This is a genomic window from Nocardioides jiangxiensis, assembly GCF_030580915.1.
In the GTDB taxonomy this organism is placed as follows: Bacteria; Actinomycetota; Actinomycetes; order Propionibacteriales; family Nocardioidaceae; genus Nocardioides; species Nocardioides jiangxiensis.
In genome coordinates this window covers 171484-196490 of sequence record NZ_JAUQTA010000002.1, presented here as the reverse complement: position 1 = coordinate 196490, position 25007 = coordinate 171484, and the positions used below count along the sequence as shown (strand labels likewise).

The 25007-nt window shown below is 71.3% G+C and carries 25 protein-coding genes; 10 read left to right on the top strand and 15 right to left on the bottom strand.

All coding sequences use genetic code 11. The features are described 5' to 3' along the window. Positions 1-124: 124 nt before the first annotated feature. Complete coding sequence (locus tag Q5722_RS12260) at positions 125-619, top strand: GNAT family N-acetyltransferase (RefSeq protein ID WP_305028552.1); 495 nt, start codon at positions 125-127, stop codon at positions 617-619. 50 nt (positions 620-669) lie between these two features. Then, entirely contained in the window at positions 670-2160 is a 1491-nt protein-coding gene (locus tag Q5722_RS12255; protein WP_305028551.1) for an adenylate/guanylate cyclase domain-containing protein, read from the top strand. A gap of 77 nt (positions 2161-2237) precedes the next feature. Here Q5722_RS12255 and Q5722_RS12250 read toward each other — a convergent pair whose 3' ends face one another. Beyond that, on the bottom strand, positions 2238-2507 hold the full coding sequence (locus Q5722_RS12250; RefSeq protein WP_305028550.1) for a hypothetical protein: 270 nt from the start codon (positions 2505-2507) through the stop codon (positions 2238-2240). 5 nt (positions 2508-2512) lie between these two features. Beyond that, positions 2513-3106 (bottom strand): TetR/AcrR family transcriptional regulator C-terminal domain-containing protein, encoded by a 594-nt coding sequence (locus Q5722_RS12245; protein ID WP_305028549.1) that lies wholly within the window; start codon positions 3104-3106, stop codon positions 2513-2515. 100 nt (positions 3107-3206) lie between these two features. Between Q5722_RS12245 and bioB the strand changes: the two genes are divergently transcribed. Genes bioB through bioD form a run of 4 tightly spaced genes read left to right on the top strand, consistent with a single transcriptional unit; the run spans position 3207 to position 7540 of the window. Then, positions 3207-4421, top strand: a complete 1215-nt coding sequence (gene bioB / locus Q5722_RS12240) for a biotin synthase BioB (protein ID WP_305028548.1) — start codon at positions 3207-3209, stop codon at positions 4419-4421. Between the two features lie 10 nt (positions 4422-4431). Further along, positions 4432-5751: an adenosylmethionine--8-amino-7-oxononanoate transaminase gene (locus tag Q5722_RS12235; protein WP_305028547.1), complete on the top strand. Its 1320-nt coding sequence runs from the start codon at positions 4432-4434 to the stop codon at positions 5749-5751. Further along, the gene (locus tag Q5722_RS12230; protein WP_305028546.1) at positions 5748-6875 is read left to right on the top strand and encodes an 8-amino-7-oxononanoate synthase; all 1128 of its coding nucleotides are present in this window, start codon (positions 5748-5750) and stop codon (positions 6873-6875) included. The genes Q5722_RS12235 and Q5722_RS12230 overlap by 4 nt, the downstream gene beginning before the upstream one ends. Continuing rightward, positions 6872-7540 (top strand): dethiobiotin synthase, encoded by a 669-nt coding sequence (gene bioD / locus Q5722_RS12225; protein ID WP_305028545.1) that lies wholly within the window; start codon positions 6872-6874, stop codon positions 7538-7540. The genes Q5722_RS12230 and bioD overlap by 4 nt, the downstream gene beginning before the upstream one ends. Before the next feature lie 36 nt (positions 7541-7576). On the opposite strand, the gene Q5722_RS12220 is transcribed toward bioD, so the two are convergent. Then, positions 7577-8104 carry an NAD(P)H-dependent oxidoreductase gene (locus tag Q5722_RS12220; protein WP_305028544.1) on the bottom strand — a complete coding sequence of 176 codons (528 nt, stop codon included), beginning with the start codon at positions 8102-8104 and terminating at the stop codon, positions 7577-7579. 108 nt (positions 8105-8212) lie between these two features. After that, positions 8213-9817 carry a citramalate synthase gene (gene cimA, locus Q5722_RS12215; protein WP_305028543.1) on the bottom strand — a complete coding sequence of 535 codons (1605 nt, stop codon included), beginning with the start codon at positions 9815-9817 and terminating at the stop codon, positions 8213-8215. Between the two features lie 214 nt (positions 9818-10031). On the opposite strand from cimA, the gene Q5722_RS12210 reads away from it, so the two are divergent. After that, entirely contained in the window at positions 10032-10694 is a 663-nt protein-coding gene (locus Q5722_RS12210; RefSeq protein ID WP_305028542.1) for a MerR family transcriptional regulator, read from the top strand. An 89-nt stretch (positions 10695-10783) separates the two neighbouring features. Here the strand turns inward: Q5722_RS12210 and Q5722_RS12205 are convergent, their stop codons facing one another. The 4 genes from Q5722_RS12205 to Q5722_RS12190 all read right to left on the bottom strand — a co-directional run bounded on the left by Q5722_RS12205 (position 10784) and on the right by Q5722_RS12190 (position 14656). Continuing rightward, positions 10784-12292 carry a serine/threonine-protein kinase gene (locus Q5722_RS12205; protein WP_305028541.1) on the bottom strand — a complete coding sequence of 503 codons (1509 nt, stop codon included), beginning with the start codon at positions 12290-12292 and terminating at the stop codon, positions 10784-10786. A gap of 1 nt (position 12293) precedes the next feature. Next, positions 12294-13376 carry a branched-chain amino acid aminotransferase gene (locus Q5722_RS12200; RefSeq protein ID WP_305028540.1) on the bottom strand — a complete coding sequence of 361 codons (1083 nt, stop codon included), beginning with the start codon at positions 13374-13376 and terminating at the stop codon, positions 12294-12296. 93 nt (positions 13377-13469) lie between these two features. Then, positions 13470-14519, bottom strand: coding sequence for a 3-isopropylmalate dehydrogenase (locus Q5722_RS12195; RefSeq protein WP_305028539.1), 1050 nt, complete (start codon positions 14517-14519; stop codon positions 13470-13472). A gap of 11 nt (positions 14520-14530) precedes the next feature. Then, positions 14531-14656 (bottom strand): hypothetical protein, encoded by a 126-nt coding sequence (locus Q5722_RS12190; RefSeq protein WP_305028538.1) that lies wholly within the window; start codon positions 14654-14656, stop codon positions 14531-14533. A gap of 239 nt (positions 14657-14895) precedes the next feature. On the opposite strand from Q5722_RS12190, the gene Q5722_RS12185 reads away from it, so the two are divergent. Beyond that, the gene (locus tag Q5722_RS12185; protein WP_305028537.1) at positions 14896-15462 is read left to right on the top strand and encodes an O-methyltransferase; all 567 of its coding nucleotides are present in this window, start codon (positions 14896-14898) and stop codon (positions 15460-15462) included. An 8-nt stretch (positions 15463-15470) separates the two neighbouring features. Here the strand turns inward: Q5722_RS12185 and Q5722_RS12180 are convergent, their stop codons facing one another. The 6 genes from Q5722_RS12180 to Q5722_RS12155 form a co-directional block, all read right to left on the bottom strand. Beyond that, entirely contained in the window at positions 15471-16370 is a 900-nt protein-coding gene (locus Q5722_RS12180; RefSeq protein WP_305028536.1) for a glycoside hydrolase family 16 protein, read from the bottom strand. A gap of 145 nt (positions 16371-16515) precedes the next feature. Continuing rightward, positions 16516-17397, bottom strand: coding sequence for a glycoside hydrolase family 16 protein (locus Q5722_RS12175; protein ID WP_305028535.1), 882 nt, complete (start codon positions 17395-17397; stop codon positions 16516-16518). Between the two features lie 214 nt (positions 17398-17611). Continuing rightward, positions 17612-18493 carry a glycoside hydrolase family 16 protein gene (locus Q5722_RS12170; RefSeq protein WP_305028534.1) on the bottom strand — a complete coding sequence of 294 codons (882 nt, stop codon included), beginning with the start codon at positions 18491-18493 and terminating at the stop codon, positions 17612-17614. Between the two features lie 18 nt (positions 18494-18511). Further along, the gene (locus tag Q5722_RS12165; RefSeq protein WP_305028533.1) at positions 18512-19387 is read right to left on the bottom strand and encodes a glycoside hydrolase family 16 protein; all 876 of its coding nucleotides are present in this window, start codon (positions 19385-19387) and stop codon (positions 18512-18514) included. A 194-nt stretch (positions 19388-19581) separates the two neighbouring features. Further along, a complete protein-coding gene (gene serA / locus Q5722_RS12160; protein ID WP_305028532.1) occupies positions 19582-21171 on the bottom strand; it encodes a phosphoglycerate dehydrogenase in 1590 nt (529 codons plus the stop codon). Between the two features lie 169 nt (positions 21172-21340). Next, on the bottom strand, positions 21341-22039 hold the full coding sequence (locus Q5722_RS12155; protein ID WP_305028531.1) for a DsbA family oxidoreductase: 699 nt from the start codon (positions 22037-22039) through the stop codon (positions 21341-21343). Positions 22040-22171: 132 nt separating this feature from the next. Between Q5722_RS12155 and Q5722_RS12150 the strand changes: the two genes are divergently transcribed. Then, positions 22172-23068, top strand: a complete 897-nt coding sequence (locus Q5722_RS12150; protein WP_305028530.1) for an ABC transporter ATP-binding protein — start codon at positions 22172-22174, stop codon at positions 23066-23068. Continuing rightward, positions 23065-23886, top strand: a complete 822-nt coding sequence (locus tag Q5722_RS12145; RefSeq protein WP_305028529.1) for an ABC transporter permease subunit — start codon at positions 23065-23067, stop codon at positions 23884-23886. The genes Q5722_RS12150 and Q5722_RS12145 overlap by 4 nt, the downstream gene beginning before the upstream one ends. Before the next feature lie 71 nt (positions 23887-23957). Here Q5722_RS12145 and ilvC read toward each other — a convergent pair whose 3' ends face one another. Then, positions 23958-24983, bottom strand: coding sequence for a ketol-acid reductoisomerase (gene ilvC / locus Q5722_RS12140; protein ID WP_305028528.1), 1026 nt, complete (start codon positions 24981-24983; stop codon positions 23958-23960). Positions 24984-25007: the final 24 nt, after the last annotated feature.

The following is a 25007-nucleotide window of genomic DNA, read 5'->3' as shown; positions in this document are numbered from 1 at the left end:
TCTTTCTCGCGAGCGCGAGAACCACTCGGTTGACAGGTCAACGTGTCGGTTCCTGCAGGAGCGGGCAGCGCCGCCTGACGCACCGCCGGCGCCGGGGGTGCGAGCCGGTGACAGACTCGCGGTCATGAGCACCGCGATCCGCCGCATCACGCCCGCCGACCTCGAGCGCACCGTCGAGCTGGTGCACGAGCTGGCGACGTACGAGAAGGCTCCGGACGAGTGCCACCTGACCGTCGAGCAGCTGCGCGGGGCGCTCTTCGGGGACTCCCCCGCACTCTTCGGCCACGTCGCCACCCACGACGACGAGGTGGTCGGCATCGCGCTGTGGTTCCTCAACTTCTCCACGTGGCGCGGCACCCACGGCATCTACCTCGAGGACCTCTTCGTCAGCCCGTCGCACCGCGGCCTGGGCCTGGGGCGCGACCTGCTGGCGGCCCTCGCCCGTGAGTGCGTCGAGCGCGGCTTCGAGCGGCTGGAGTGGTCCGTGCTCGACTGGAACGAGCCCGCGATCGGGTTCTACCGCTCCCTCGGCGCCGTCCGCATGGACGAGTGGACGGTCAACCGGCTCGCCGGCGACGCACTCACCCGCCTCGGCAGCCCCACGTACGCCGGCGACTGACCTCCGGCGACTGACCTCCGGGGACAGGGCGGCGCCCCTATGCTGCGCGCATGGCCCGCGCCCCTCGCCGCCGGGCGATCCGCTTCGTGATCGCCGTGCTGCTGACCGTCACCAACCTCGGTGGCGCGGCCGTCGTCTTCACGCTCGCGGCGTTCGTGGTCCCGCTGCCGGGCGGTGACGAGACCCGGGTCCGGCTGCTCAACCTCGCGGTCCTCGCCGCGTACGTCCCCACCGCGGTGGTCGTGGGGACCATCTGGGGCGTCCGCCGCCAGCGGCGCCTCGACACCTGGCTCGTGGAGCGGCGCCCGGCCACGGACCGCGAGAAGCGGGCACTGCTCAGGACGCCGCAGTTCTACGCGTGGATGCACCTGACCCTGTGGGGCTTCGCCTCCGCGCTCTTCGGTGTCGTCAACGTCCCCTCCAACGCCGGCCGGGCAGGCCTCATCGTGGTGATCGTCGCGATCACCGGCATCACGGTGGCGTCGCTCTCCTTCCTCATCGTCGAACGCCGGATCCGGCCGATCACCCGCGCGGCCCTCGAGACCGGACTGCCGGCCCACCACAAGGTCGGGCACGTCTCGGTGCGGGTGACGATGGCCTGGCTGCTCGGCACCGGTGCTGCCGCGATCGGCCTGATGCTCGCCGGGCTCACCGCGATCGTGCTCGGCGCCGACGCCACGTCGTACGCCCAGCTCGGGGCGACGATGATCTCGCTCGGCGCGGTGATCGTCCTGGTCGGCGGACTCGTGACCTTCCTCGCCGCCCGAGCGACCGCCGATCCCATCCGCGCGCTGCGCAGGGGCTTCCTGCGCGTGGGCCGCGGCAAGCTGGACACCTGGGTCGCCATCGACGACGGCACCGAGATCGGCGAGCTGCAGGCCGGGTTCAACGACATGGTCGCAGGCCTGCGCGAGCGGGAGCAGCTGCGCGACCTCTTCGGCCGCCACGTCGGTGTCGACGTCGCGCGGGAGGCCCTCGCCAAGGGCGTGCAGCTCGGTGGCGAGGTGCGCGAGGTGACCGTCCTCTTCGTCGACGTCATGGGTTCCACGACGATGGCCACCGAGCTCGACCCGACCGAGGTCGTCGGCCTCCTCAACCGGTTCTTCGACACGGTCATCGACGTCGTGCACCAGCACGACGGCTGGATCAACAAGTTCGAGGGCGACGCGGCGCTCGCGATCTGGGGCGCACCGGTGGCGGTCGAGGACCGCGACGCCAAGGCGCTCGCCGCAGCCCGCGTCCTCGCCGACCGGCTCCGGCAGGAGGTCCCCGAGATCGCCGCCGGAGTGGGCGTCTCCGGCGGCCCCGTCGTCTGCGGCAACGTGGGCTCCGCCGACCGCTACGAGTACACCGTCATCGGTGACGCGGTGAACGAGGCGGCCCGCCTCACCTCGGTCGCGAAGGAGCACCCCGAGCGCTGCGTCGCGAACGCCGCCCTGCTCGCGGCCGCAGCCACCGAGCGGGACCACTGGCTCGAGCGTGAGCCGGTCGTGCTGCGCGGGCGCGGCGTCGAGACCCGCGTCGCCGTACCGAAGGCCTGACCGCTCCGGCCGCCGCAGCCGGCGCCGACGACCGGACCGGGGGCGTTCAGGGCCGCTGCCTCAGCCGCAGGCCCTGGTCACTTGCAGGAGCGGCTCAGCAGGTCCTTCACGTCCGACTCGGGGATGCCGGAGCTCTCCGGGAAGAGGTGCGTGATGGTGCGCGCCGGGTCGACCTTGTAGTCGTGGCAGGTGGAGGCACGGTCGGCGTCGGTCCACCCGTTCCAGACCTGCTGGACGAACTGCCTGGTCGTCGTCGGGAGCGCGGACCCCGAGGGCGCGTCAGAGCCGCCGCCGCAGGCAGCGAGGAGCAGCGCAGCGGGGACGAGGAGGACCGAGAGACGACGCATGGAGGTCATGATGACCTGTCATCCCCGTGCGTCCCAACCCTCGTCTCAAGTCCACGCAGGACGATCGCGAGCCCGACCGCGAAATCCGCGTCTCCCGGCTCCCCGGCGACGCCGGCGGCCTGACGGTCCGCGACGTGGCCGAAGACGAAGTGGAAGAGGGTCTGGGCGCCGACGCGGGCCAGCTCCGGGTCGGCTCCGTTGAAGGCCAGCACCGCCGCCATCCTCGTCACCGGGTCGGTGCCGCCGACACCCTGGGCCCGGGCTGTGGCGAGAACGGCGGCCCCGTCGCGGTGCCGCAGCATGGTGTCGCGCAGCTCGACGCACGCGAGGCGCAGCTCGTCCTGCCACCCGAGAACCTCCGTCGCGCGCCGGCCCCTCTCGAGCATCTCGTCGGCGACCGCTCCGAGGAGCTCCTGCTTGGAGGCGACGTGGTGGTAGAGCGCGCTCGGCCGTACGCCGAGATCGCCGGCGAGGCGCCGCATCGACAGGCCCTCCAACCCGACCTCCTCGAGCAGGTCGATGGCGCGATCGACGACGTCCGCACGGCGGTACCGTGCGGGCGCGCTCGAGACCGGGGCGGGAGAACTTGGCGAAGCCACGTCGCACACCCTAACCTGAACACCGTTCAGGTAGCCCCGGAGAAGTCACCCAGGCGAGGGCACCACGACCACAGCGGCCCCACCGCACCGAGGAGCACCGATGAGCACGCAGTTCGACCAGATCGCCGACCAGGTCCTCGCAGGCACGCCCGCGACGCCGGAGCAGGCCCTCGCGGTCCTGCAGGCCAACGACTTCGAGCTCATGTCGGTGGTCGCCGCTGCCGGCCGGCTGCGCCGCGAGCACTTCGGCAACACGGTCAAGGTGAACTACCTGGTCAACCTCAAGTCGGGCCTGTGCCCCGAGAACTGCAACTACTGCAGCCAGGCGCGCGGCTCCGAGGCCGACATCCTCAAGTACTCCTACCTCTCCAAGGACGACGCGATCGCCCAGGCCGGCGCCGGCCTCAAGGGCGGCGCCTCGCGCGTCTGCATGGTCTCCTCCGGTCGCGGCCCGTCCAACAAGGACATCGACAAGGTCGTCGAGATGACCGAGGCCCTCAAGGAGGAGTACGAGGGCGTCGAGGTCTGTGCCTGCCTCGGCCTGCTCAAGGAGGGCCAGGCCGAGCGCCTGAAGGCGGCCGGTGTCGACGCCTACAACCACAACATCAACACGGCCGAGTCCAACCACGACAACATCGTCCAGACGCACACCTACGAGGACCGCGTCGACACGATCGGCAAGGCCAAGTCGGCCGGCCTCTCCCCCTGCTCCGGCCTGATCGCCGGCCTGGGCGAGACCGACGAGCAGCTCGTCGAGGCCCTCTTCGCGCTCAAGGCGCTCGAGTCCGACTCGATCCCGGTCAACTTCCTCATGCCGTTCGACGGCACGCCGTACGAGAACACCTGGGAGCTCTCCCCGCAGCGCTGCCTGAAGATCCTGGCGATGGCGCGCTTCGTCTGCCCCGACAAGGAGATCCGGATCGCCGGTGGTCGCGAGATGCACCTGCGCTCGCTCCAGGGCCAGGCGCTGCACGTCGCCAACTCCATCTTCCTCGGCGACTACCTGACCTCGACCGGCCAGGACGCGCGCGACGACCTCGAGATGATCCGCGACAACGGCTTCGTCATCCTGGGCCAGGAGAACGCCTTCAACGACGGCACCTTCGACGAGGTCTTCAACGCTCCGCGCGGAGGCCACCAGCACGCGCCGGCCACGACGCCGTGTGGCTCCTCGGCGGGCTCCGCCTGCGGCGACGGCTGCGGCGGCTGCACCGCCCTGTCCCCCGCCGACAAGGCCGCCGAGCAGGCTGTTGACCCGCACAAGCCGGTGATCCGCCGCCGTGGCGCGGGCACCGAGGTCCCGGCCAACGCCTGATCCCTGCTCCATGAGTGACGCCGTGCCCCGGGACCTGCTCGCCTTCGACCGCGAGCACCTGTGGCACCCGTACACGTCGATGACGGCGCCGGCCCAGGTCCGCGCCGTCGTCGGCGCCTCGGGTGCACGGCTCTGGCTCTCGGAGAGCGGCTCCCCCGCCGACGCCGTCAACGTCGTCGACGGCATGAGCTCGTGGTGGTCGGCGATCCACGGCTACCGGCACCCGCGTCTGGACCAGGCCGTCAAGGACCAGGTCGACCGGTTCAGCCACGTCATGTTCGGCGGGCTGACGCACTCCCCGGCGGTCACGCTCGGCCGCGCCCTGGTCGAGCTGACCCCCGAGGGCCTCGACAAGGTGTTCCTCGCCGACTCGGGCTCGGTCGCGGTCGAGGTCGCGCTCAAGATGGTGCTGCAGCACCAGCGCGGCGTCGGTCGCCCCGAGCGACGCCGGTTCCTGACCGTGCGCGGCGGGTACCACGGCGACACCTTCCATCCGATGTCCGTGACCGACCCGGACGGGGGCATGCACGGCATGTGGCGCGGGGTGCTCCCCGAGCACGTCTTCGCACCGCGCCCTCCGGCGTACGACGCGGGCCCGGCCGAGGTCGAGGCCTGGGCGACGGCGTTCCGCGCGGTGGCCGACGAGCACGCCCACGAGCTCGCCGGCATCGTCGTCGAGCCGCTGCTCCAGGGCGCCGGCGGGATGTGGCCCTACCCGGTCGCGTGCCTGCAGGTCATGCGCGAGGTGGCCGACGAGCTCGGGATGCTGCTGGTCTTCGACGAGATCGCCACGGGCTTCGGCCGCACGGGCCATCTCTTCGTCTCCGAGCTGGTGCGCCCCGACGTCCTGTGCCTCGGCAAGGCCCTCACCGGTGGCTACCTGACGCTCGCGGCGGTCGTGACCACCGAGGCCGTCGGGCGCGGCATCTCCGCCTCGGAGTCCGGTGTCCTCATGCACGGCCCGACCTTCATGGGCAACCCGCTCGCGTGCGCCGTGGCCGTCGAGTCGCTGCGCGTGCTCACCCGCACGGACTGGAGGGCGACCGTCGCCAGGATCGGCGGCCGCCTCGCCACGGGACTGGCGTCCCTGCGCGACCTGCCGGGCGTGAAGGACGTGCGCACGATCGGGGCGGTCGGCGTCGTCCAGCTGGAGCAACGGGTGGACGTGAAGGCAGCCACCGACGCCGCGATCGCCGCAGGCGCCTGGCTGCGGCCGTTCAACGACCTGGTCTACGCGATGCCGCCGTACGTGTGCACCGACACCGAGGTCGACACCATCGTCGCAGCGATCCACGCCGCGACCCGTGCATCCCTGGAGGCCACCGCATGAGCTGGGAGCAGTGGTTCTCCGACCGCGTCGCGGAGCGCGAGGCCGCGGGCCTGCGTCGCGTGCTGAGGCCCCGTGGCGCCCACGACCCGGTCATCGACCTGGCCGGCAACGACTACCTCGGCCTCTCCACCCACCCCGACGTACGCCGGGCCGCCGCGGACGCCGCACTCACCTGGGGCGCCGGCGCCGGTGCGTCACGCCTCGTGACCGGCACGCTCGAGGTGCACCAGCAGCTGGAGGACGAGCTCGCGGAGCTCGCAGGATGGCCGGCGGCCCTGGCCTTCTCGACGGGCTACCACGCCAACCTCTCCGTGGTGGCCGCGCTCGTCGGCAGGGGCGACCTGATCGTCTCCGACGCCCACGTGCACGCGTCGCTGATCGACGCCGCCCGCCTGAGCCGCGCCGAGGTCGCCGTCGCTGCCCACAACGACGCCGCCGACGTCGCGCGCATCCTCACCGCGAACCCCGGTCGACGGACGCTCGTGCTGGTCGAGTCGATCTACTCGGTGCTGGGCGACGCCGCACCCCTCGAGGAGCTGGCCGCGATCTGCGCCGCGCACGGCGCCCTGCTCGTGGTCGACGAGGCCCACGGCGTCGGCGTCGTGGGCGACGGCGGCCGCGGCCTCGTGCACGCGGCGGGCCTCGCGGGCCACCCCCACGTCGTCGTCACCGTCACTCTGTCGAAGGCGATGGGCGCCCAGGGAGGCGTCCTCCTGGGCCCTGCGAGCTTCCGGGAGCACCTCGTCAACGCCGCGCGCCCCTTCATCTTCGACACCGGCCTCGCGCCCGCATCAGCCGCGGGCGCCCTGGCATCGCTGCGCCACCTGCGGGCCCATCCCGACCTCCCGGCCGTCATCCGCACGCGGGTCGGGGCCCTCGCCGACGCCCTCGCCGTCGAGGCACCCGCGGGCGCCGTCCTCTCGGTGCCGATGCCCTCACCCCAGGCCGCCCTGGCCGCCCAGGCCGCGATCCTCGACGAGGGCGTCCGCGTGGCCTGCTTCCGGCCGCCGTCCGTCCCCGACGGCATCAGCCGCCTCCGGATCACCACGAACGCCGGTGTCCCCGACGCCGACTGGGCCCGCGCGACCGAGGTCGTCACCAGGATCGCCAAGGAGCACCGATGAGCCGCATCGTCATCGTCACCGGCACCGACACCGGCGTCGGCAAGACGGTCGCCACGGCGGCACTGGCCGTCCATCTGGGCGGGCCGCTGGTCGTCAAGCCCGCACAGACCGGCATCGCGCCCGGCAACGGCGAGGAGCGCGACATCGATGTCGTGGCCCGCCTGTCCGGAGCGCCGACCGCGCAGTTCGTCGAGCTCGCCGACCCGCTGGCCCCCGACACCGCGGCCCGCCTGCGGGAGGTCGCGCTCCCCCGGGTAGCCGAGCACGCAACCGCCATCCGCCACCTCCTCACCGACCACGCCACGGTCCTCGTCGAGGGAGCGGGCGGGCTGCTCGTTCGCCTCGACACCGAGGGCGGAACCCTCCTCGACCTGGCCGCAGACCTGGCGAAGCGCGAGCCCGTGTCGGTCTACGTGGTGGCCCGCGCGGGCCTCGGCACGCTCAACCACACCGAGCTCACCGTCCAGGCCCTGCGCCATGCCGGCCTCGAGCCCGCGGGGCTCGTCATCGGCAGCTGGCCGGCCGAGCCCGACCAGGCGGAGACACTGAACCGCACCGAGCTGCCGCGCGTCACCGGCGTACCCGTGGTGGCCGTCCTGCCGGAGAACGCAGGAAGCCTGGACCCGGAGGAGTTCCGGGCCCAGGCTCCCACCTGGTTCAGCTGAGGCGAGCGGCGCGGCGCGCCCTCACCACGTGTAGCGTCAGTTCGCGGCAGCGAGCTTCGCGACGGCGTCGGCGAACTTCGCGACGGTCTCGGCGTCCTGCGACGGGTCGGTGCCCCACGCGTAGGCGTGCGAGAGCTCGATGTCCTCGACGATCTTCGCGCCGGCGACGCCCGCCGACTTGCGGGTGTCCTGGTGGGCCCACTGGCCGCCGTACTGGCCGACAGCGGTGCCGACGACGGCGGTCGGCTTGTCCTTGATGGAGCCCGCACCGAACGGACGCGAGGCCCAGTCGATGGCGTTGGCGACGACGGCCGGGGTGGAGCCGTTGTACTCCGGGACGACGAAGAGGAGGCGGTCGGCCGCGGCGACCTGGTCGCGGAGCGCCTGGGCGGCGGCCGGAGCGGCGTCGCCGTCGATGTCCTCGTTGTAGAACGGGATCTCGCCGAGGCCCTGGGCGATCTCGATGGTGACGCCCTCCGGGGCCTGCGCCTGCACGGCCTCGATGAGCTTGCGGTTGACGGAGTCGGCACGGAGCGAGCCGACGAGGGCGAGGACCTTGGTCACGGGAATCTCCTGAGGTGGGTTGCGAAGCAGGTGTATGACGCGTCAACCATGATTCCCGCACCTGCATTCCCGCCGGAACGAGATCTGGGTCACACGGCCCCCGCGGCCTCAGGCCTGGTGCTTGCGCAGACCGTAGGTGACGCTGTCGACCAGCGCCTGCCACGACGCCTCGATGATGTTGGCACCCACCCCGACCGTGACCCAGGACGTGGTGCCGTCGGTGGTCTCGATCAGCACGCGCGTGATCGCGTCGGTGCCGTGGCCCTGGTCGAGGATGCGGACCTTGAAGTCGATCAGCTCGAACTTCGCGACCTCGGGGTAGGCCCGGCCGATCGCCTGGCGCAGGGCGTGGTCCAGCGCGTTGACGGGGCCGTTGCCCTCGCCCACGAGGACGAAGCGCTCCCCCTGGGCATGGAGCTTCACGATCGCCTCACAGACCGCCTCGCCGGCCCCTCCGCCGTGGGCAGCCGCCTGCGGCAGGGTCTCCGTGACCACGCGCCACGACTCGATCTCGAAGAAGGCCGGACGCTCGCCCTCGACCATCTCGGCGAGGAGCAGCTCGAACGACGCGTCGGCCGCCTCGAAGCTGAAGCCCTGCGACTCCAGCTCCTTGACCCGGTTCGTGATCGCGGTCGCGAGCTCCTTGTTCTCGGAGAGGTCGAAGCCCAGCTCCTTGCCCTTGAGCTCGATCGACGCCCGGCCGGCCATGTCGGAGACCAGCAGGCGCATGTCGTTGCCGACGCCCATCGGGTCCATGTGCTGGTAGAGCATCGGGTCGACCTTGATCGCGGAGGCGTGCAGGCCGGCCTTGTGTGCGAACGCCGAGGAGCCGACGTACGGCTGGCGCGAGGCGGGAGGCACGTTGGTGACCTCGGCGATGCCGTGGGCGATCCGCGTCGCCTCGCGCAGGAGGCCCTGCGGGAGCACCTGGCGGTCGAGCTTGAGCTCGAGGTTCGCGACGACGGAGATCAGGTCGGCGTTGCCGGTGCGCTCGCCGTAGCCGTTGATGGTGCCCTGGACGTGCGTGGCTCCGGCGTCGACGGCGGCGAGGGTGTTGGCGACGGCCGTGCCGGTGTCGTTGTGGCAGTGGATGCCGACACGTCCACCGGTCGAGGTCTGGACGTCGTGGACCACGTCGGAGACCCAGGCGGGCAGCATGCCGCCGTTGGTGTCACAGAGGGCCGCGACCTCCGCTCCCGCCTCGAACGCGACCCGCAGCACCTCGAGCGCGTATGCACGGTTGGCCTTGTAGCCGTCGAAGAAGTGCTCGGCATCGAGGAAGACGGTCTGGCCGTTCTCGCGGAGGTGGGCGACGGTGTCGCGGACCATCGCGAGGTTCTCCTCGAGGGTGGTCCGGAGGGCGAGCTCGACGTGGCGGTCGTGCGACTTGGCCACGAGCGTGACGACGGGGGCACCCGAGTCGCGCAGGGCAGCGATCAGCGGGTCATCCGCGGCGCGTACGCCGGCACGGCGGGTGGCCCCGAACGCAGCGAGCTTCGCGTGCTTGAGGTCGAGCTCGGTCGCGGCGCGGCGGAAGAACTCGGTGTCCTTGGGGTTGGCGCCCGGCCAGCCACCCTCGATGAAGCCGACGCCGAGCTCGTCGAGCTGGCGCGCGATGGCGAGCTTGTCCGCGACGGTGGGGTTGAGCCCCTCCTGCTGCATGCCGTCACGCAGCGTGGTGTCGTAGACGTGGAACGCGCCCTGCAGGTCCATCGGCCCAGCCTTGTCTGTCGGTCTCGTGTGGTTCGGGTGCAGCAACAAAAAAACCCCTCGCGGACGAGAGGTATGCGCGTCGGCCGGGGCGGCTGACGCGCTAGCCAATGGCAATGTGGCGCTGCATACGTTCATTGTGCCACGTGTCGTGTGCGCGCCCGCTCGCGCCCACGTAGACTCGCGTGCGGGGGCACTAGGGAGGAAGCAGCACGTCATGCGCATCAGTCAGCTCAGTCAGGCAGCGGACCTGCCGGTCGGGACCGTGAAGTTCTACCTGCGCACGGGTCTCCTGCACGCAGGCCGGGCCACCAGCGCGACCCAGGCGATCTACGACCAGAGCCACCTCGAGCGACTCCGCCTCGTGCGCGCCCTCCTCGAGATCGGCAAGCTCAGCCATGCCGAGATCCAGCGCGTCCTCGCGGCCCTCGCGGCGCCGCAGGCCGACGCCGACGCTGCCCCGCTCGACACCGTCGAGATGCTGTCGCTCGCGACCGCCGGCACCTCCGGGATCGACGGTGACCGGCTCGACCTGACCGCCGCCCGCGAGCTCGTCGACCAGGTCGGCTGGAGCATCAGCGAGGACTCACCGCACCTCGGTGCGCTCGCCCAGACGCTGACCGCGCTCGACGGCATCGGCGTCGCGCCGTCCGCTGACCGCATGCGGGTCTACGCCGAGGCGGCGTCCCACGTCGCCCGCAACGACGTCGCGACGGTGATCGAGGCCGACCCGCACATGCGTGCCCTGGTCGCTGCCGCCGGCACCGCTCTCTACGACGCGTTCTTCACCGCCCTGCGCCGCCTCGCGATCGAGAACCAGGTCACGCGGCAGCGCACGCGGGTCCCCGGCCAGCGGGCGACCACCATCCCGTCTGCCTGACCCACGCAGCGTCCTCGACGTCGTACGGCGCGCACCCCGGGGGTGCGCGCCGTATGACGTCGTGGGCCGGGCCGTCGGACCCTCAGCTGTCAGGGCAGCCGGCTGCGCCAGTCGAGGTCCCAGGGAGCCTCGTGCAGCGGCGCCCACTGGACACCGTGCGCCCAGACCGACCAGGCCAGCGCGCCGCCCAGCGCGACGAACGCGGCAGCGGTCAGCAGCCAGCCCCCGCCCGTGCGGGCTAGGGGCGCGAGCATCCCCCGGACGGGGCGCCGCAGCCGGGCGGAGCCCGGGCCGAGCAGCAGGCCGAAGCCGACGCCGAGGCCCGCCCAGGCCGACCACTGCAGGCGCGGCGCGCCGGCGAGAGCCGCAGCCAGCACGGCGACGGCTCCGACGACACCGGCCGCGCTCCAGAGCAGAACGGTCACCGGGAGCGAGACCAGCAGGTCCACGGGCGACTTGAGGAACGCCAGCGGGACGTCGTACCAGCGGCGGCCGCGGGCGTCGCGACGCGAGCGGTGCCCGTCGGCGGTCACGGCTCCCCAACGCAGGACGGCGACCACCAGCGCGAGGGCGGCGAGCACCTGGATCGGGGCGGCGGCGACACCCGCGGCGACGAGCAGCAGGAGGCCGAGACCGAGCGTCCAGCGACGCAGCCGCTCCCCCACGGGCACGCGCCGTCCGGCGGGCGCCTCGGACCAGAGCGGACGGTCGTCCTCGTCGTCGATGACGAGCGGCGGCTCGTCCACCGGCATGACGCGCGTCGCGGGGGCTGCGGCGACGGTGCGGGGCGGGACGCCGGACGGCAGCAGGGCCGCGTTGCGCGCATCGAGCACACGGACCAGGGCGGTCAGCGTCGGACGGCGCAGCGGGTCGGGGTCGAGGGCCGCCTCCACAGCGATCCGCAGCGACGGGTCGAGCCCGTCGAGATCGTGGTCGCCCCGACGGACGCGATCCATCACCGCCATGGCGTTGCCCGAGCCGTACGGCGCCCGGCCGGTGCCGGCGAAGGCGACGGTCGCGGCCCACGAGTGCACGTCGGCCGGCGCCCCCGGCTCGTCGCCCGCGATGACCTCGGGTGCCATGTAGCCCGGCGTGCCCAGCAGGAAGCCGGTGCGCGTGATCTTCGTGTCGTCGCCCAGGCGCGCCAGGCCGAAGTCGATGAGGACCGGCGTCATCCCGTCGAGGACGACGTTGGACGGCTTCACGTCGCGATGCATGACCCCCGCGCCGTGCACCGCCTGGAGCGCCTTGGCCAGCGAGATCGCGAAGCGGCGAAGGTCCGGCCCGGTGAACGGCCCGGCCTCGGTGATCTCGTCGTGGAGTGACGGCCCGTCGATGTAGCGGGTGGCGACGTACGGGACGGGCCCCCACGGGTCGGAGTCGACGATCTCCGCGACGAGCGGGGAGGCGACCCGCGACAGCGTCGCGACCTCACGCTCGAGGCGCTCGCGCGCCTCCTCGTCGCCGACCACGTGCGGGCGCAGGACCTTCAGCGCCGCGAGGCGGCCCCGCTCGTCCTCCGCGAGGTGGACGACCCCCATGCCGCCCTCACCGAGCCGGCGAACCAGGGTCCAGCGCCCGACGCGGACTGCCTCCACGTCAGAGGACCTTGTGCATCCAGTGGTGCGTGTCCTCGGCGCGACCGAACTGGATGTCGACCAGGGCCTCGCGGATCCTGGTGGTGAGCTCACCGGCCTCGGCGGTCGGCGCCGGGGTCTCGCGGCCGGCCTCCTTGAGCGTGCCGACCGGCGTGACGACGGCGGCCGTGCCGCACGCGAAGATCTCGACGATGTCGCCGTTCGCGACGCCGTCGCGCCACTCGTCGATGGAGAACTTGCGCTCCTCGACCGTGTGGCCCAGCCCCTTCGCCAGCTCGATGATCGACGCGCGCGTGATGCCCTCGAGGATCGTGCCGCTGGTCGCCGGGGTGACGACGCGGCCGTCCTTGAAGACGAAGTAGAGGTTCATGCCGCCGAGCTCCTCGACGTACATGCCCTCCTGGGCGTCGAGGAAGACGACCTGGTCGCAGCCCTGGGCGTACGCCTCCTGCTGCGCGACGAGGGACGAGGCGTAGTTGCCGCCCGTCTTCGCGTCACCCATGCCGCCGCGGCCCGCGCGGGTGTACTCGGTGGTGAGCCACAGGGTGACCGGCTTCAGGCCTCCCTTGAAGTAGGAGCCCGCCGGCGAGGCGATGACCATGAAGGTGACGTGGTGCGAGGGCCGGACTCCGAGGAACTTCTCCGAGGCGAACATGAAGGGCCGGATGTACAGGCTCTTCTCCCCCTCCGACGTCGGCACCCAGCGCTCGTCGACGGCGACGAGCGCGTCGACCGCCTGGACGAAGTCCTCGATGGGCAGCTCGGGCAGCGCCAGGCGCCGGCTCGACTTCGCCATGCGGGCCGCGTTGGCCTCCGGGCGGAAGGTCCAGACGGAGCCGTCCTCGTGGCGGTAGGCCTTCATGCCCTCGAAGGTCTCCTGCGCGTAGTGCAGGACGGCAGTGGCCGGGTCCAGGGTGATCGGCCCGTACGGCGTGATGCGCGCGTCGTGCCAGCCCTTCTCGGGCGTCCACTCGACCGTGAACATGTGGTCGGTGAAGTAGGTGCCGAAGCCCGGGTCCGCGAGGATCTCGGCAAGGCGGGCGTCGTCCACCGGCTGCGGGGCCGGCGTGGTGCTGATCTGCATGGGGCTCACGGTATCCAACCTCCGTTGGGGAAATGGGAAGAGCGCCGGGCACGTCGTTCGTGCCCGGCGCCCCGATGACGTGGGAGCGGGCTGTCAGCCGGCTACGAGGGCCGCGATCGCGTCGCCGACCTCGGAGGTCTTCCGCGGGCCCTGGCCCTGTCGGTTCTCGAGGTCCTTGACGATCGCTGCGTCGATCTTCGCCGCCGCCTCGGGGTAGCCGAGGTGGTCGAGCATGAGCGCGACGGAGCCGATCGCGGCCGTGGGGTCGGCGATCTGCTGGCCCGCGATGTCGGGGGCCGAGCCGTGGACCGGCTCGAACATCGACGGCGTGGTGCGGTCGGGGTTGACGTTGCCGGAGGCAGCCAGGCCGATGCCACCAGTGACGGCGGCAGCGAGGTCGGTGACGATGTCACCGAAGAGGTTGTCGGTGACGATGACGTCGAACTGCGACGGGTTCGCGACCAGGTGGATCATCATCGCGTCGACGTGCTGGTAGTCGACGGTGACGTCGGGGTACTCGGCGCCGACCTCGGCCACGAGGCGGGTCCAGATCTTGCCCGCGTTGACGATGACGTTGGTCTTGTGGACCAGCGTCAGCTTCTTGCGGCGCTTCTGGGCGCGGGCGAACGCGTCACGCACGACGCGCTCGACGCCGAACGCGGTGTTGAGGCTGACCTCGGTGGCGACCTCCTGCGGGGTGCCGACGCGGATCGAGCCACCGTTGCCGGTGTACGGACCCTCGGTGCCCTCGCGGACGACGACGAAGTCGATGTCGCCGGGGTTGGCGAGCGGGGACGCGGCACCGGGGAAGAGCTTCGAGGGACGCAGGTTGACGTAGTGGTCGAGCTCGAAGCGGAGCTTGAGGAGGAGGCCGCGCTCGAGGATGCCCGGGGGCAGGTTCGGGTCGCCGGGCTTGCCGCCGACCGCGCCGAGGAGGATCGCGTCCTTCGTGCGGATGTCGGCCAGCACCTCGTCGGTCAGGACCTCGCCGGTGGCGAGGTAGCGCTCCGCGCCGATCTCGTAGTGGGTCTGCTCGAAGGTCACCCCCTCCGGGGTGGCAGCCGCGAGGACCTTGAGTGCCTCGGGCACGACTTCCTGGCCGATGCCGTCACCGGGGATGACGGCGAGCTTGATGCTGGTCATGTCAACGAAATCTAGTTGTCCTCGGGCGCGAAGCCCGCGGTGTCTCGCAGGTCAAGCGCGTGCGAGACGGCCTCGAACGAGGTCGGGTTCTCCGGGTTGTGGTTGGCCGGACCCCAGAAGGTGATGCGGTAGTTCATGAGCGTGCTCCGTACGTGGCGGGTGGAGAGTGAGGAAGAAGGAAGACCGCAACGCCGAACACCGCGACGAGGTGGCCTTCCGTATCAGGCCTCGCCGCGGCAGTCGATGAGTACGAGCACGCCGAACATGGTGGACATACCGTACGGCGTGTTACGGGCGTGTGTCATGGATTTCTCGAAGGTCGCTCAGGATCTGAGATCGAGGTCTCACCTGCCCCACCCGCGACAAGACTCGTGACATGAGTGCCCCGCTGGAGCTGCCCGAGGTCGTCGCGCGTGCGTTCGACGTCTCCCGGCGCGCCGGCTACGTCTCCTTCTGCCGCAACGAGACGGGCCGCCTGCTGGCGGCCCTGGCCGCGACGCGGTCGGGTGTGCTCGCCGAGTTCGGCACGGGCTGCGGCGTCGGCACCGCCTGGCTGCGCAGCGGCGTACGCCCCGGGGCGATGATCCTGAGCGCCGAGCTCGACGCGCGTCTCGCGGGTGCAGCGCAGGAGATCTTCGCCGACGACCCGCAGGTCGAGGTCCTCGCCGCGGACTGGTCGACACTGCGGGACAAGGGCCCCTTCTCGCTGCTCTTCCTCGACTCCGGCTCCCCCACCGAGGTCGACGTCGACTCGGTCGCGGACCTCGTCGAGCCCGGCGGCATCGTCGTCCTCGACGACTTCGTGCCGTGCGCGGGCTGGCCACCCGTGTCGGACGGCCGCGTCGACACCCTCCGCGAGGGCTGGCTCAGCGACGAGCGCTTCACGAGTGTCGAGGTGATGGTCGCCGCCGATGCCGCCGCGATCATCGCCACCCGTCGCTGAGCCCCGGCTCACTTCCAGACGCGCACGTAGTCGACGTTCATGGTCGACGGCAGCGCCGTGCTGTCGGTCGGGACGTTGAGCCCGCCGCCGATGCCGTTGTTGAGGATCATGAAGAACGGCTCGTCGAACGGCGCCGGCGCGACGAGGCCGCCGCCATCGAGGATCTGCTTCGTCAAGACCACCGCACCGTCGTAGATGAAGGTCATCGTGCCGCCGACCCACTCCAGCGCGTAGGTGTGCCACGCGCCCGGCGTGGACACGACGCAGTCCAGGTTGGCGAACGTCGACGGGACGCCGCCCTCGTCGTAGTGCACGGCCGGGAGCACGTGGTCCGCCTGCCCCGAACGCCACTCGGCGACGTCCAGCTCCCCGCCGAGCGAGCCGTAGAGCTGCTTCTCGGGCCACAGCCACCAGGCACTGTGGATGCCGGCCGTCGTGCTCCCGGGGAACTGGATCCGGGCCTCGAAGCGTCCGGCCGTCTGGCTGAACTTGCCCTTGGACTGGATCCCGCCGCCGACGAAGTCCGTCGTGTAGGTGCCGGCCATGGTCGAGCACACGTAGCCGGGCTTGCGCAGCGTGGTCAGGTGCACGGCGCCGTTCGAGACCGAGATGGTCTCCTTCGAGTCGATCCGGCACTCAGGTGTCGCGACGCCGGTCTTCGAGGTGAGCAGCGGCGACCACTTCGTGCCGTCGACCGCCGACCCGTTGAAGTCGTCGGAGAACGAGCACTTCCACGAGCCCCCGGTGGCCTTCTTGATGGTCGTCCCGCAGTACGGGCTCGTGGTGTAGGTGAAGCCCCGGGCCTGGGCCGGGGCGGTCGTGGCGGCAAGCGGGACCAGACCCGCGGCAACCGTGGTGATGATGGCCGCGGCCCGCCCGAGCGAGCGCCGGCGCGCAGCATTGAACATGATGTTTTTCCCTCCCTTGCCGCTGCCCCTCCCTGAGCTGCGGCCCCGCTACCGACGGTAGGCAGGCTGGAGAGCGCCCGTCATCGGAAGGCGGGCGGAATGACCCGGGCGGACTAGACGATTCGGTCCGCCCGGGTGACACCCGTCACTTCCAGACGCGCACGTAGTCGACCTTCATGGTGCCCGGGAACTCCGTCGCCTCCGTCGGGGCGTTGAAGCCCGCACCGATCGACTGGTTCAGGATCATGAAGAAGTCCTGGTCGAACGGCGCCGGCTTGGCCAGGGCGCCCGACAGCCAGGTGTCGACGAGGCAGGTCTGTCCGTCGTACAGGAACGTGAGCGAGGTCGGGGTCCACTCCATCGCATAGGTGTGGAACGCCCCCGGGTTCGCCACGTAGCAGTGCCAGTCGGTCTTGTCCGGGTCGAGCCCACCGTCGTCGTAGTGGACCGTCGGGACCACTCGCCCGGGCGCGCCGGTGTAGTACTCCGCCACGTCGAGCTCGCCGGAGTCGGCGCCGTACACGAGCTCCTTGGGCCACAGCCACAGCGCACTGTGCAGGCCGGCGCTGGTGCTGCCCGGGAACGCGGCCCGGAACTCGTACCGGCCATAGGTCTGGGCGAAGCTGTTGCGCGAGGTGATGCCACCGCTCTGGTAGTGCGTGGTGAAGTCGGTCGACCAGGACGGGCCCTGGCAGACGAAGTCGGAGCCGGTGTCGACGGTGGACAACGAGATGTAGCCCCCGCCGACCGACAGCGTGTCCGGGTTGTCGATGCGGCAGTCCGGCGTCTGGACGCCGGTGTTGGACGTCAGCAGCGGAGACCACTTGGTGGTGTCGAGCGAGCGCCCGGAGAAGTCGTCCGAGAACGTGCACTTCCAGGTGCCGCCCCCGGCCTTCCGGATGGTGCTGCCGCAGTACGGCCCCCAGGCGGCGTCGGCAGAGCCGCCCGGACCGACGACGGCGAGCGCGGTCGCGGCCGTCAGGCCGGCCACGGCGAGAATGCTGCGCGAGCGCAGGCGAGTGAACATGTGTGACCCCCACGAGTCGAGTGACGAGCAGATGCGTGCTGGCCCCGAGACAAAAACGCGACGGTCACCCTTGACCCGCGCCTCCCCCATGCCCAAGAGACGGGTGTGCCCGCGAAAGATGACACGGATCACACCGACCGCGCCGTTACCTGCGTCACACAACGGCTGGATCAGTCTGCACTCGTTCGCGTCGAATCGGCTCGTTGGCGTTGGTTCAGCGCCACACGTGGACGTAGTCGACGTACATCGTGGCCGGAAGCCGGGCCTTTTCTCCCGGGGCGTTCCCGCCTGCGCCGATTGCCTGGTTCAGCACGAGGAAGTACGGCTCGTCGAAGGGATCCGGCGCCCGGGAGCCAGCCGACCGGTCGAGATGGACGTCGAGGCAGGTGCGACCGTCGTAGGTGATCGTGACGTGGTGAGGCGCCCACTCCGCGACGTACGTGTGGAAGCGTTCCGGCGTCCGCACCCAGCAGCGCCAGCTCGATGCGGACCGGGCTGCGGATCCCCTACCGAGGTGCAGGGTCGGGACCACCCGATAGGGCTGCGCCGAGCGCCACTCGGCGATGTCGATCTCGCCCGACTTCGCGCCGTGGAGGCTGTGCTCCGGCCAGAGCCACAGCGCACTGTGGAGGCCCGCTCCCGGCCCGCCCGGGAACCGGGCCCGGATCTCGAATCGTCCGTAGGTCTGGGAGAACAGGCCTCGTGTGCTCACACCGCCACCCAGAAAGCGCGTCGGCCCGACGACGGGGCACGGGACCGGATGCGGGAGACGGCGCGCCGTCAGCCTCAGCAGGCCGCCGGCGACGGCCACCGTGCCCGGGAGGTCGAGCCGGCACTCGGGAGTGGCCACCCCGGAGTCGCGCGTCAGCAGCGGACGCCAGCGGCGCGAGTCGAGCTGGTCGCCCTCGAAGTCGTCCGCGAACGCGCACGTCCAGGTGCCTCCTCCCGGACGTGCGGGGGCCGGGGAGCCGCACGGGCTCGAGGCAGGCGCACTGGAACCGGAGCGGGGCGGCGCCGTGGCCGGGCCGCCCGGCGCGCAGCCGGCAGCGAGGAGGACGAGTGCCGCAGCAAGGTACGGCGCGAGACGGGGGCGCATCCCGTCGACCCTAGGCGGCTAGCGCCACACCCGCACGTAGTCCACGGACATCGACTGGGGGAAGGCCGTGCTCGACGTGACGGCGTTCTGCCCGCTCCCGAGGGCCTGGTTGAGGATGAGGAAGTACGGCTCGTCGAACGGCGCCGGCTTGGTCAGGCCGTCGGCGGAGATCCAGCTGTCCTCGAGGCACAGCTTGCCGTCGTAGAGGAACCGCAGCGAGTCCCGCGTCCACTCCAGCGTGTAGGTGTGGAAGTTCCAGACCTTGTCCACGTAGCAGGCCCAGTTGGTGATGTCGGGGTCCGCTCCCCCGTCGTTGTAGTGAACCGTCGGCACGACGCGGTGCGGCTGCGACGAACGCCATTCGGCCACGTCCAGCTCGCCCGACTTCTCGCCGTACTTCATGTACGCCGGCCACAGCCAGAGCGCGCTGTGGATGCCCCTGCCGCCGTAGTACGGCATCGCCGCGCGGAACTGGACGCGACCGTAGGTGAGGTGGAACAGGCCGTTGGTGGCGATCCCGCCCCCGATGTACGACGTCCGGTAGGTGCTGCCCGACTTGGTGGTGCAGGTCATCGGCGAGGAGAGCTTGCGGACGGTGAGCTTGAGGACGCCGTTCGCGAGCGCGACAGTCCGGTTGTCCTTGATCCGGCACTCGGGTGTCTGCGCATCGGTGTTGCGCGTGAGCAGCGGCCGCCACTTCGTCGTGTCGAGGGTCGAGCTGGAGAACCCCTCGGAGAAGGTGCACTGCCACGCCTCGCCGGAGGCCTTGTAGACCGTCGTGCCGCAGTTCGGTCCGTCTGCGGCAGCCGCGTGCGGCGCGGGGGCCACGTCGAGGACGCCGAACGGCACCACCAGCACTGCGAGGAGCAGCAGGATGCGAGGTCGACGGTCCACGAGGAGGCTGCCTTCCGGGAGGTCCGATGCCTGCCCCCGGATGGGAAGCAGCGCTGTCGAGTCCCAACGACGCCCCTGCACGCAGGGTCACGGCCCCGCGCTCATGAACTGGGGCACAGTGACCCGTACGGGCCAGGAAATGCCGGACGGCCGGCCCCGACGGGACCGGCCGTACGACGTGTTGCTGCGTGGAGTCAGTCGGTGAGGTCGGCAGCGCGCACCGACTCGGCCTTGATCTCGGCCTCGACCTTGGCCAGCGTCTCTGCCGGGATGGCGGAGTCGACCGACAGCGCCACGAGGGCCTGGCCACCCTTGGCGTCACGGGCGACCTGCATGCCGGCGATGTTGACGCCCGCGTCGCCCAGGATGCCGCCGAGCGTGCCGACCATGCCCGGGCGGTCCTCGTAGCGGAAGAAGGCGAGGTGCTCGGTGAGCTCGATGTCCACGTCGAAGCCGTTGACCTCGACGAGGCGCTCGCGCTGGTGGATGCCGACCAGGGTGCCGGAGACCGAGACCTGCGAGCCGTCGGCGAGCGTGCCGCGGATCGTGATCAGGTTGCGGTGGTCCGGCGACTCCGACTCGGCGACGAGGCGGACAGCCGTGCCGCGCTCGGCGGCCAGCAGCGGCGCGTTGACGTAGGAGACCTGGTCCTCGACGATGTCGGCGAAGACGCCCTTGAGGGCGGCGAGCTCCAGCACCTTGACGTCGTACTCGGTGATCTCGCCACGGACCTCGACGTCGATCTGCTGGGCGACCTCGCCGGCGAGCGCGGTGAAGACGCGGCCGAGCTTCTCCGTGAGCGGGATGCCCGGGCGGACGTCCTCAGCGATGACGCCACCCTGGACGTTGACCGCGTCGGGGACCAGCTCACCCGCGAGAGCGAGGCGCACGGACTTGGCGACGGCGATGCCGGCCTTCTCCTGGGCCTCCTCGGTCGACGCACCGAGGTGCGGCGTGGCGACCACGTTGTCGAGGGTGAAGAGCGGGCTGTCGGTGCACGGCTCCTTGGCGAAGACGTCGAGGCCGGCGGCCGCGATGCGCCCCTCCTTGAGCGCGTCGTAGAGCGCGGCCTCGTCGACGATGCCACCGCGGGCGGCGTTGACGAGCACGAGCTCCTTCTTCGCCTTCGCGAACTGGTCGGCGCCGATCAGGCCCACGGTCTCCGGCGTCTTCGGGAGGTGCACGGAGATGAAGTCGGCCTCGGCCATCAGGGTGTCGAGGTCGACGAGGCGGACACCCATCTGGGCAGCGCGGCCGGCCTGGACGTAGGGGTCGTACGCGATGACCTTCATGCCGAACGCCGAGAGGCGCTGCGCGACGAGGACGCCGATGCGACCCAGGCCGACGATGGCGGCCGTCTTCTCGTAGAGCTCGATTCCGGAGTACTTCGAGCGGGCCCAGACGCCGTCCTTGAGCGCGGCGTGCGCCGGCGAGACGTTGCGGGCGGCGGCGAGCATCAGCGCGACGGCGAGCTCGGCGGCGGAGACGATGTTGGACGTCGGCGCGTTGACGACCATGACACCGCGCTCGGTGGCGGCCTTCACGTCGACGTTGTCGAGACCGACACCGGCGCGGGCGACGACCTTCAGCTTCGACGCGGCGGCGAGCGCCTCGGCGTCGACCTTGGTCGCGGACCGGACCAGGATCGCGTCGACGTCGGCGATGGCCGGCAGCAGCTCGGCGCGGTCGGCGCCGTTGCAGTTGCGGATCTCGAAGTCGGGACCCAGCGCGTCGATGGTGGCGGGGCTCAGCTCTTCGGCGATCAGGACGACAGGCTTGCTCACAGCGATTCCCTCGTTTGGTGCGAGTGTGGTTCCGGGGATCCTCGCGCAGAAGGCGCAGAGGGGCGTGCACGACGCTGTGCGCGGGCCCTCACTCTACAGGGACCCCCGAGGGGAGCCCGGGCGGGTTTCACGGCCGCACGGCGGCGGCACGGTGAACGCTCGTGCCGTCTCAGATGGCGCAACCGTCGGGGCCGCAGGCGTTGTCGCCGTCGACGATCGTGAGGGACGGGTGCAGGTCCGTCCACGCGCGGCCGAGGACCTGGCGCAGGGCCTCGGCGGGCTGGGCACCCGAGACGCCGTAGCGCTTCTCGATCACGTAGAACGGCACACCGGTCGCACCGTACGCGCCGGCCTGCTGCTGGTCGGCGTACACCTCGTCGAGGTAGTCACTGCCCGCCAGGACCTCGTCGACACGGGCGGCGTCGAGGCCGGCCTCGGCCGCCAGGCTCCGCAGGACGCCGTGGTCCGCGACGTTCGCCGCCTCGGCGAAGTACGCCGCGAAGAGGCGCTCCTTGAGCTGGCCCTGGAGCTTGGGACCGCCGTCGTGCAGCGCGAGGTGCAGGAGACGGTGGGCGTCGACGGTGCCGACACGCTGCGACTGGTGGTGCCGCCAGAGCATGCCCTCCTCCGCGGCGACCGCCTCGACGCGGTCGATCATCTGCCGACCCGCGGCCTCTCCCCCGCCGTACTTGCGGCCCAGGGCCTCCGCGACAGTCTCGACCGGCACCGTCGGTGCGCCCGGGTCGAGCTGGAAGGAACGCCAGGTGATGGTCACGTCGTGCTCGAAGCCGTCCAGTGCCTTCTCGAGCCGGCGCTTGCCGATGTAGCACCACGGGCAGACGACGTCGGACCAGATCTCGATCTCCATGGCGGGCACAACCACGTGACGTGTCCCCTTGTTCCCCCGATGTGTCCCTGAGGCCAGGCGCGGCGATCTCAGGGTCGGCACCGGGGGCGTGCCCGAAGCGCCCGCCCCCGCCTGCACACGAGGGTGGGAGCCATGATCACCGTCGAATCCCTCACCAGGTCGTACGGCCGCCACACCGCCGTCGACCACGTGTCGTTCACCGCGCTGCCGGGCCGCGTCACGGGCTTCCTGGGCCCGAACGGCGCCGGCAAGTCCACCACCATGCGGATCATGGCCGGCCTCGCCGAGGCCAGCTCCGGCACCGCCCACATCCTCGGCCGTCGCTTCGCCGACCTGCCCAACCCCGGCCGCGAGGTCGGCGTCCTCCTGGACGCCTCGGCCCAGCACGCCGGCCGCACCGGCCGCGAGGTGCTGCGCATCAACGCGCGCCTCATGGGCCTGCCCGGGTCCCGCGTCGACGACCTCCTCGCCGCCGTGGGCCTGACCGAGGAGGAGGCGGGCCGCCGAGTCCGCACCTACTCCCTCGGCATGCGCCAGCGCCTCGGCATCGCCTCCGCACTCCTCGGCGACCCCGAGGTGCTGATCCTCGACGAGCCGGCCAACGGCCTCGACCCCGCCGGCATCCGCTGGATGCGCGACCTCCTGCGCGGCTTCGCCGACCAGGGCGGCACCGTGCTCCTCTCCAGCCACCTGCTCAACGAGATCGAGGTCGTCGCCGACGACATCGTCGTCATCGGCCACGGCCGGATCGTCGCCTCGGGCACCAAGGCCGACCTGCTCGCGTCGGCCGAGACCCTGGTCCGCGCCGACGACCTGCGCGGCCTCCACACCGCTCTGGTCGGCGCAGGCCTGGAGTCCACGCCCGCCGACGGCGCCCTGCTGGTCAGCGGCGACGCCGGCCACATCGGCCGGATCGCCTTCGCCGCCGGCATCGCCGTCAGCGAGCTCCGCGCCGCCGACGGGGCCCGCCTCGAGGAGATGTTCCTCGAGCTCACCGCCACCACCGCCCGCGAAGGGAACGCAGCATGAGCACCGAGACCCTCTCCCCCGACGCCCGCCCCGTCGCAGGCGAACGCCGCGCGCCACGGCGTACGCCGGAGCCGATCCCATTCGGCCGGGTGCTCCTGGTCGAGCTGCAGAAGATGTTCGACACCCGCGCCGGGTTCTGGCTGATGGCGAGCATCGTGATCGCGTCGGTGATCGCGACCGTGGTCACCGTGCTGCTCGGCGACCGCGACTCGCTCTCCTTCGACTCCTTCGCCGCCGCTGTCGGCAGCCCGATGTCGATCGTGCTCCCGGTCATCGGCGTGCTGGCCGTGACCAGTGAGTGGAGCCAGCGCACCGCGCTCACGACGTTCACCCTCGTGCCGAGCCGGCCACGCGTCATCGGCGCGAAGGTCGTCGACGTGCTCGCCATCGGCGTCGTCTCGATGCTGCTCGCGCTCGGCATCGGCGCCCTCGGCAACGTGGTGACCTCGCTCGTGACCGGCAACGAGGCGATCTGGGACATCAGCGCCGCATCGTTCGCGAAGATCGTCCTGGCCAACGAGCTCGGCATGCTGCTGGGCCTCGCCCTCGGCCTGCTCTTCCGCAGCTCGCCCGCCGCCGTCGTCGGCTACTTCGTCGTGAACTTCGTGCTCCCGGGCGTCTCCGGCGCACTGGCCTCCTCGCAGCAGTGGTGGGCCGACCACGCCGGCTGGTTCGACCTCAACCAGACCCGCTTCCTGCTCTTCGACAGCGCACTGACCGGTGAGCAGTGGACCCAGCTCGGCGTGACGACCCTGCTCTGGATCGTCGTGCCCTTCCTCGTCGGCCTGCGGCTCGTGCTGCGCACCGAGGTCAAGTGACACGCGACTGAAAGGGACGACGCCCCCGACCGGGTCCGGTCGGGGGCGTCGTCGTACGACGTGGCGTCGGGTCAGCGCGCGGCCGAGCCCTCGGTGTAGTCGGCGTCCTGCTGCTTCCACGAGAAGAGGCCACGGAGCTTGCGGCCGGTCTCCTCGATCGGGTGGGCAGCGCCCTTGGCGCGGAGCTCGAGGAACTCCGGGGCACCGGCGTCCTGGTCGTCGATGAAGCGCTTCGCGAAGGCACCCGACTGGATGTCCGCGAGGACGGCCTTCATGTTCTCCTTGACGCGCGGGTCGATGACGCGCGGGCCCGAGACGTAGTCGCCGTACTCGGCCGTGTCGGAGACGGACCAGCGCTGCTTGGCGATGCCGCCCTCCCACATCAGGTCGACGATGAGCTTGAGCTCGTGGAGGCACTCGAAGTAGGCGACCTCCGGCTGGTAGCCGGCCTCGGTCAGGGTCTCGAAGCCGTACATGACGAGCTGAGAGACGCCACCGCAGAGGACGGCCTGCTCACCGAACAGGTCGGTCTCGGTCTCCTCGGTGAAGGTGGTCATGATGACGCCGGCGCGGGTGCCGCCGATCGCCTTCGCGTAGGACTTCGCGAGCTCCAGCGCGTTGCCGGAGGCGTCCTTCTCGACGGCGATGATGTCCGGGATGCCGCGGCCCGCGACGTACTCGCGGCGGACGGTGTGGCCCGGGGCCTTCGGGGCGACCATGATCACGTCGACGCCCTCGGGGGCCTCGATGTAGCCGAAGCGGATGTTGAAGCCGTGACCGAAGACGAGGGTGTCGCCCTCGGCGAGGTGCGGCTTGATGTCCTCGGCGTAGATCTTCCGCTGGTGCTGGTCGGGAGCGAGGATGACGATGACGTCAGCCTCCTCCACGGCCTCGGCGACCGTCAGGACGCGCAGGCCCTCGGCCTCGGCCTTGGCGATCGACTTCGAGTCGGCCTTGAGGCCGATCCGCACGTCGACGCCGGAGTCGCGCAGGTTGAGGGCGTGGGCGTGGCCCTGGCTGCCGTAACCGATGACAGCGACCTGCTTGCCCTGGATCAGGCTCAGGTCGGCGTCGTCGTCGTAGAACATCTCAGCCACGATGGGCTCTCCTTCTGGTGGGGT

Excerpts from the sequence above, each read along its gene's own strand:
- Q5722_RS12190 (WP_305028538.1), bottom strand. The coding sequence starts at position 14,656 with ATGAACTACCGCATCACCTTCTGGGGTCCGGCCAACCACAACCCGGAG.
- Q5722_RS12260 (WP_305028552.1), top strand. The coding sequence starts at position 125 with ATGAGCACCGCGATCCGCCGCATCACGCCCGCCGACCTCGAGCGCACC.
- bioD (WP_305028545.1), top strand. The coding sequence starts at position 6,872 with ATGAGCCGCATCGTCATCGTCACCGGCACCGACACCGGCGTCGGCAAG.
- Q5722_RS12250 (WP_305028550.1), bottom strand. The coding sequence starts at position 2,507 with ATGCGTCGTCTCTCGGTCCTCCTCGTCCCCGCTGCGCTGCTCCTCGCT.
- Q5722_RS12185 (WP_305028537.1), top strand. The coding sequence starts at position 14,896 with ATGAGTGCCCCGCTGGAGCTGCCCGAGGTCGTCGCGCGTGCGTTCGAC.
- Q5722_RS12255 (WP_305028551.1), top strand. The coding sequence starts at position 670 with ATGGCCCGCGCCCCTCGCCGCCGGGCGATCCGCTTCGTGATCGCCGTG.
- cimA (WP_305028543.1), bottom strand. The coding sequence starts at position 9,817 with ATGGACCTGCAGGGCGCGTTCCACGTCTACGACACCACGCTGCGTGAC.
- Q5722_RS12145 (WP_305028529.1), top strand. The coding sequence starts at position 23,065 with ATGAGCACCGAGACCCTCTCCCCCGACGCCCGCCCCGTCGCAGGCGAA.
- Q5722_RS12195 (WP_305028539.1), bottom strand. The coding sequence starts at position 14,519 with ATGACCAGCATCAAGCTCGCCGTCATCCCCGGTGACGGCATCGGCCAG.
- Q5722_RS12180 (WP_305028536.1), bottom strand. The coding sequence starts at position 16,370 with ATGTTCAATGCTGCGCGCCGGCGCTCGCTCGGGCGGGCCGCGGCCATC.
- Q5722_RS12155 (WP_305028531.1), bottom strand. The coding sequence starts at position 22,039 with ATGGAGATCGAGATCTGGTCCGACGTCGTCTGCCCGTGGTGCTACATC.
- Q5722_RS12170 (WP_305028534.1), bottom strand. The coding sequence starts at position 18,493 with ATGCGCCCCCGTCTCGCGCCGTACCTTGCTGCGGCACTCGTCCTCCTC.
- Q5722_RS12230 (WP_305028546.1), top strand. The coding sequence starts at position 5,748 with ATGAGCTGGGAGCAGTGGTTCTCCGACCGCGTCGCGGAGCGCGAGGCC.
- Q5722_RS12150 (WP_305028530.1), top strand. The coding sequence starts at position 22,172 with ATGATCACCGTCGAATCCCTCACCAGGTCGTACGGCCGCCACACCGCC.
- Q5722_RS12200 (WP_305028540.1), bottom strand. The coding sequence starts at position 13,376 with ATGCAGATCAGCACCACGCCGGCCCCGCAGCCGGTGGACGACGCCCGC.
- bioB (WP_305028548.1), top strand. The coding sequence starts at position 3,207 with ATGAGCACGCAGTTCGACCAGATCGCCGACCAGGTCCTCGCAGGCACG.
- Q5722_RS12235 (WP_305028547.1), top strand. The coding sequence starts at position 4,432 with ATGAGTGACGCCGTGCCCCGGGACCTGCTCGCCTTCGACCGCGAGCAC.
- Q5722_RS12210 (WP_305028542.1), top strand. The coding sequence starts at position 10,032 with ATGCGCATCAGTCAGCTCAGTCAGGCAGCGGACCTGCCGGTCGGGACC.
- Q5722_RS12175 (WP_305028535.1), bottom strand. The coding sequence starts at position 17,397 with ATGTTCACTCGCCTGCGCTCGCGCAGCATTCTCGCCGTGGCCGGCCTG.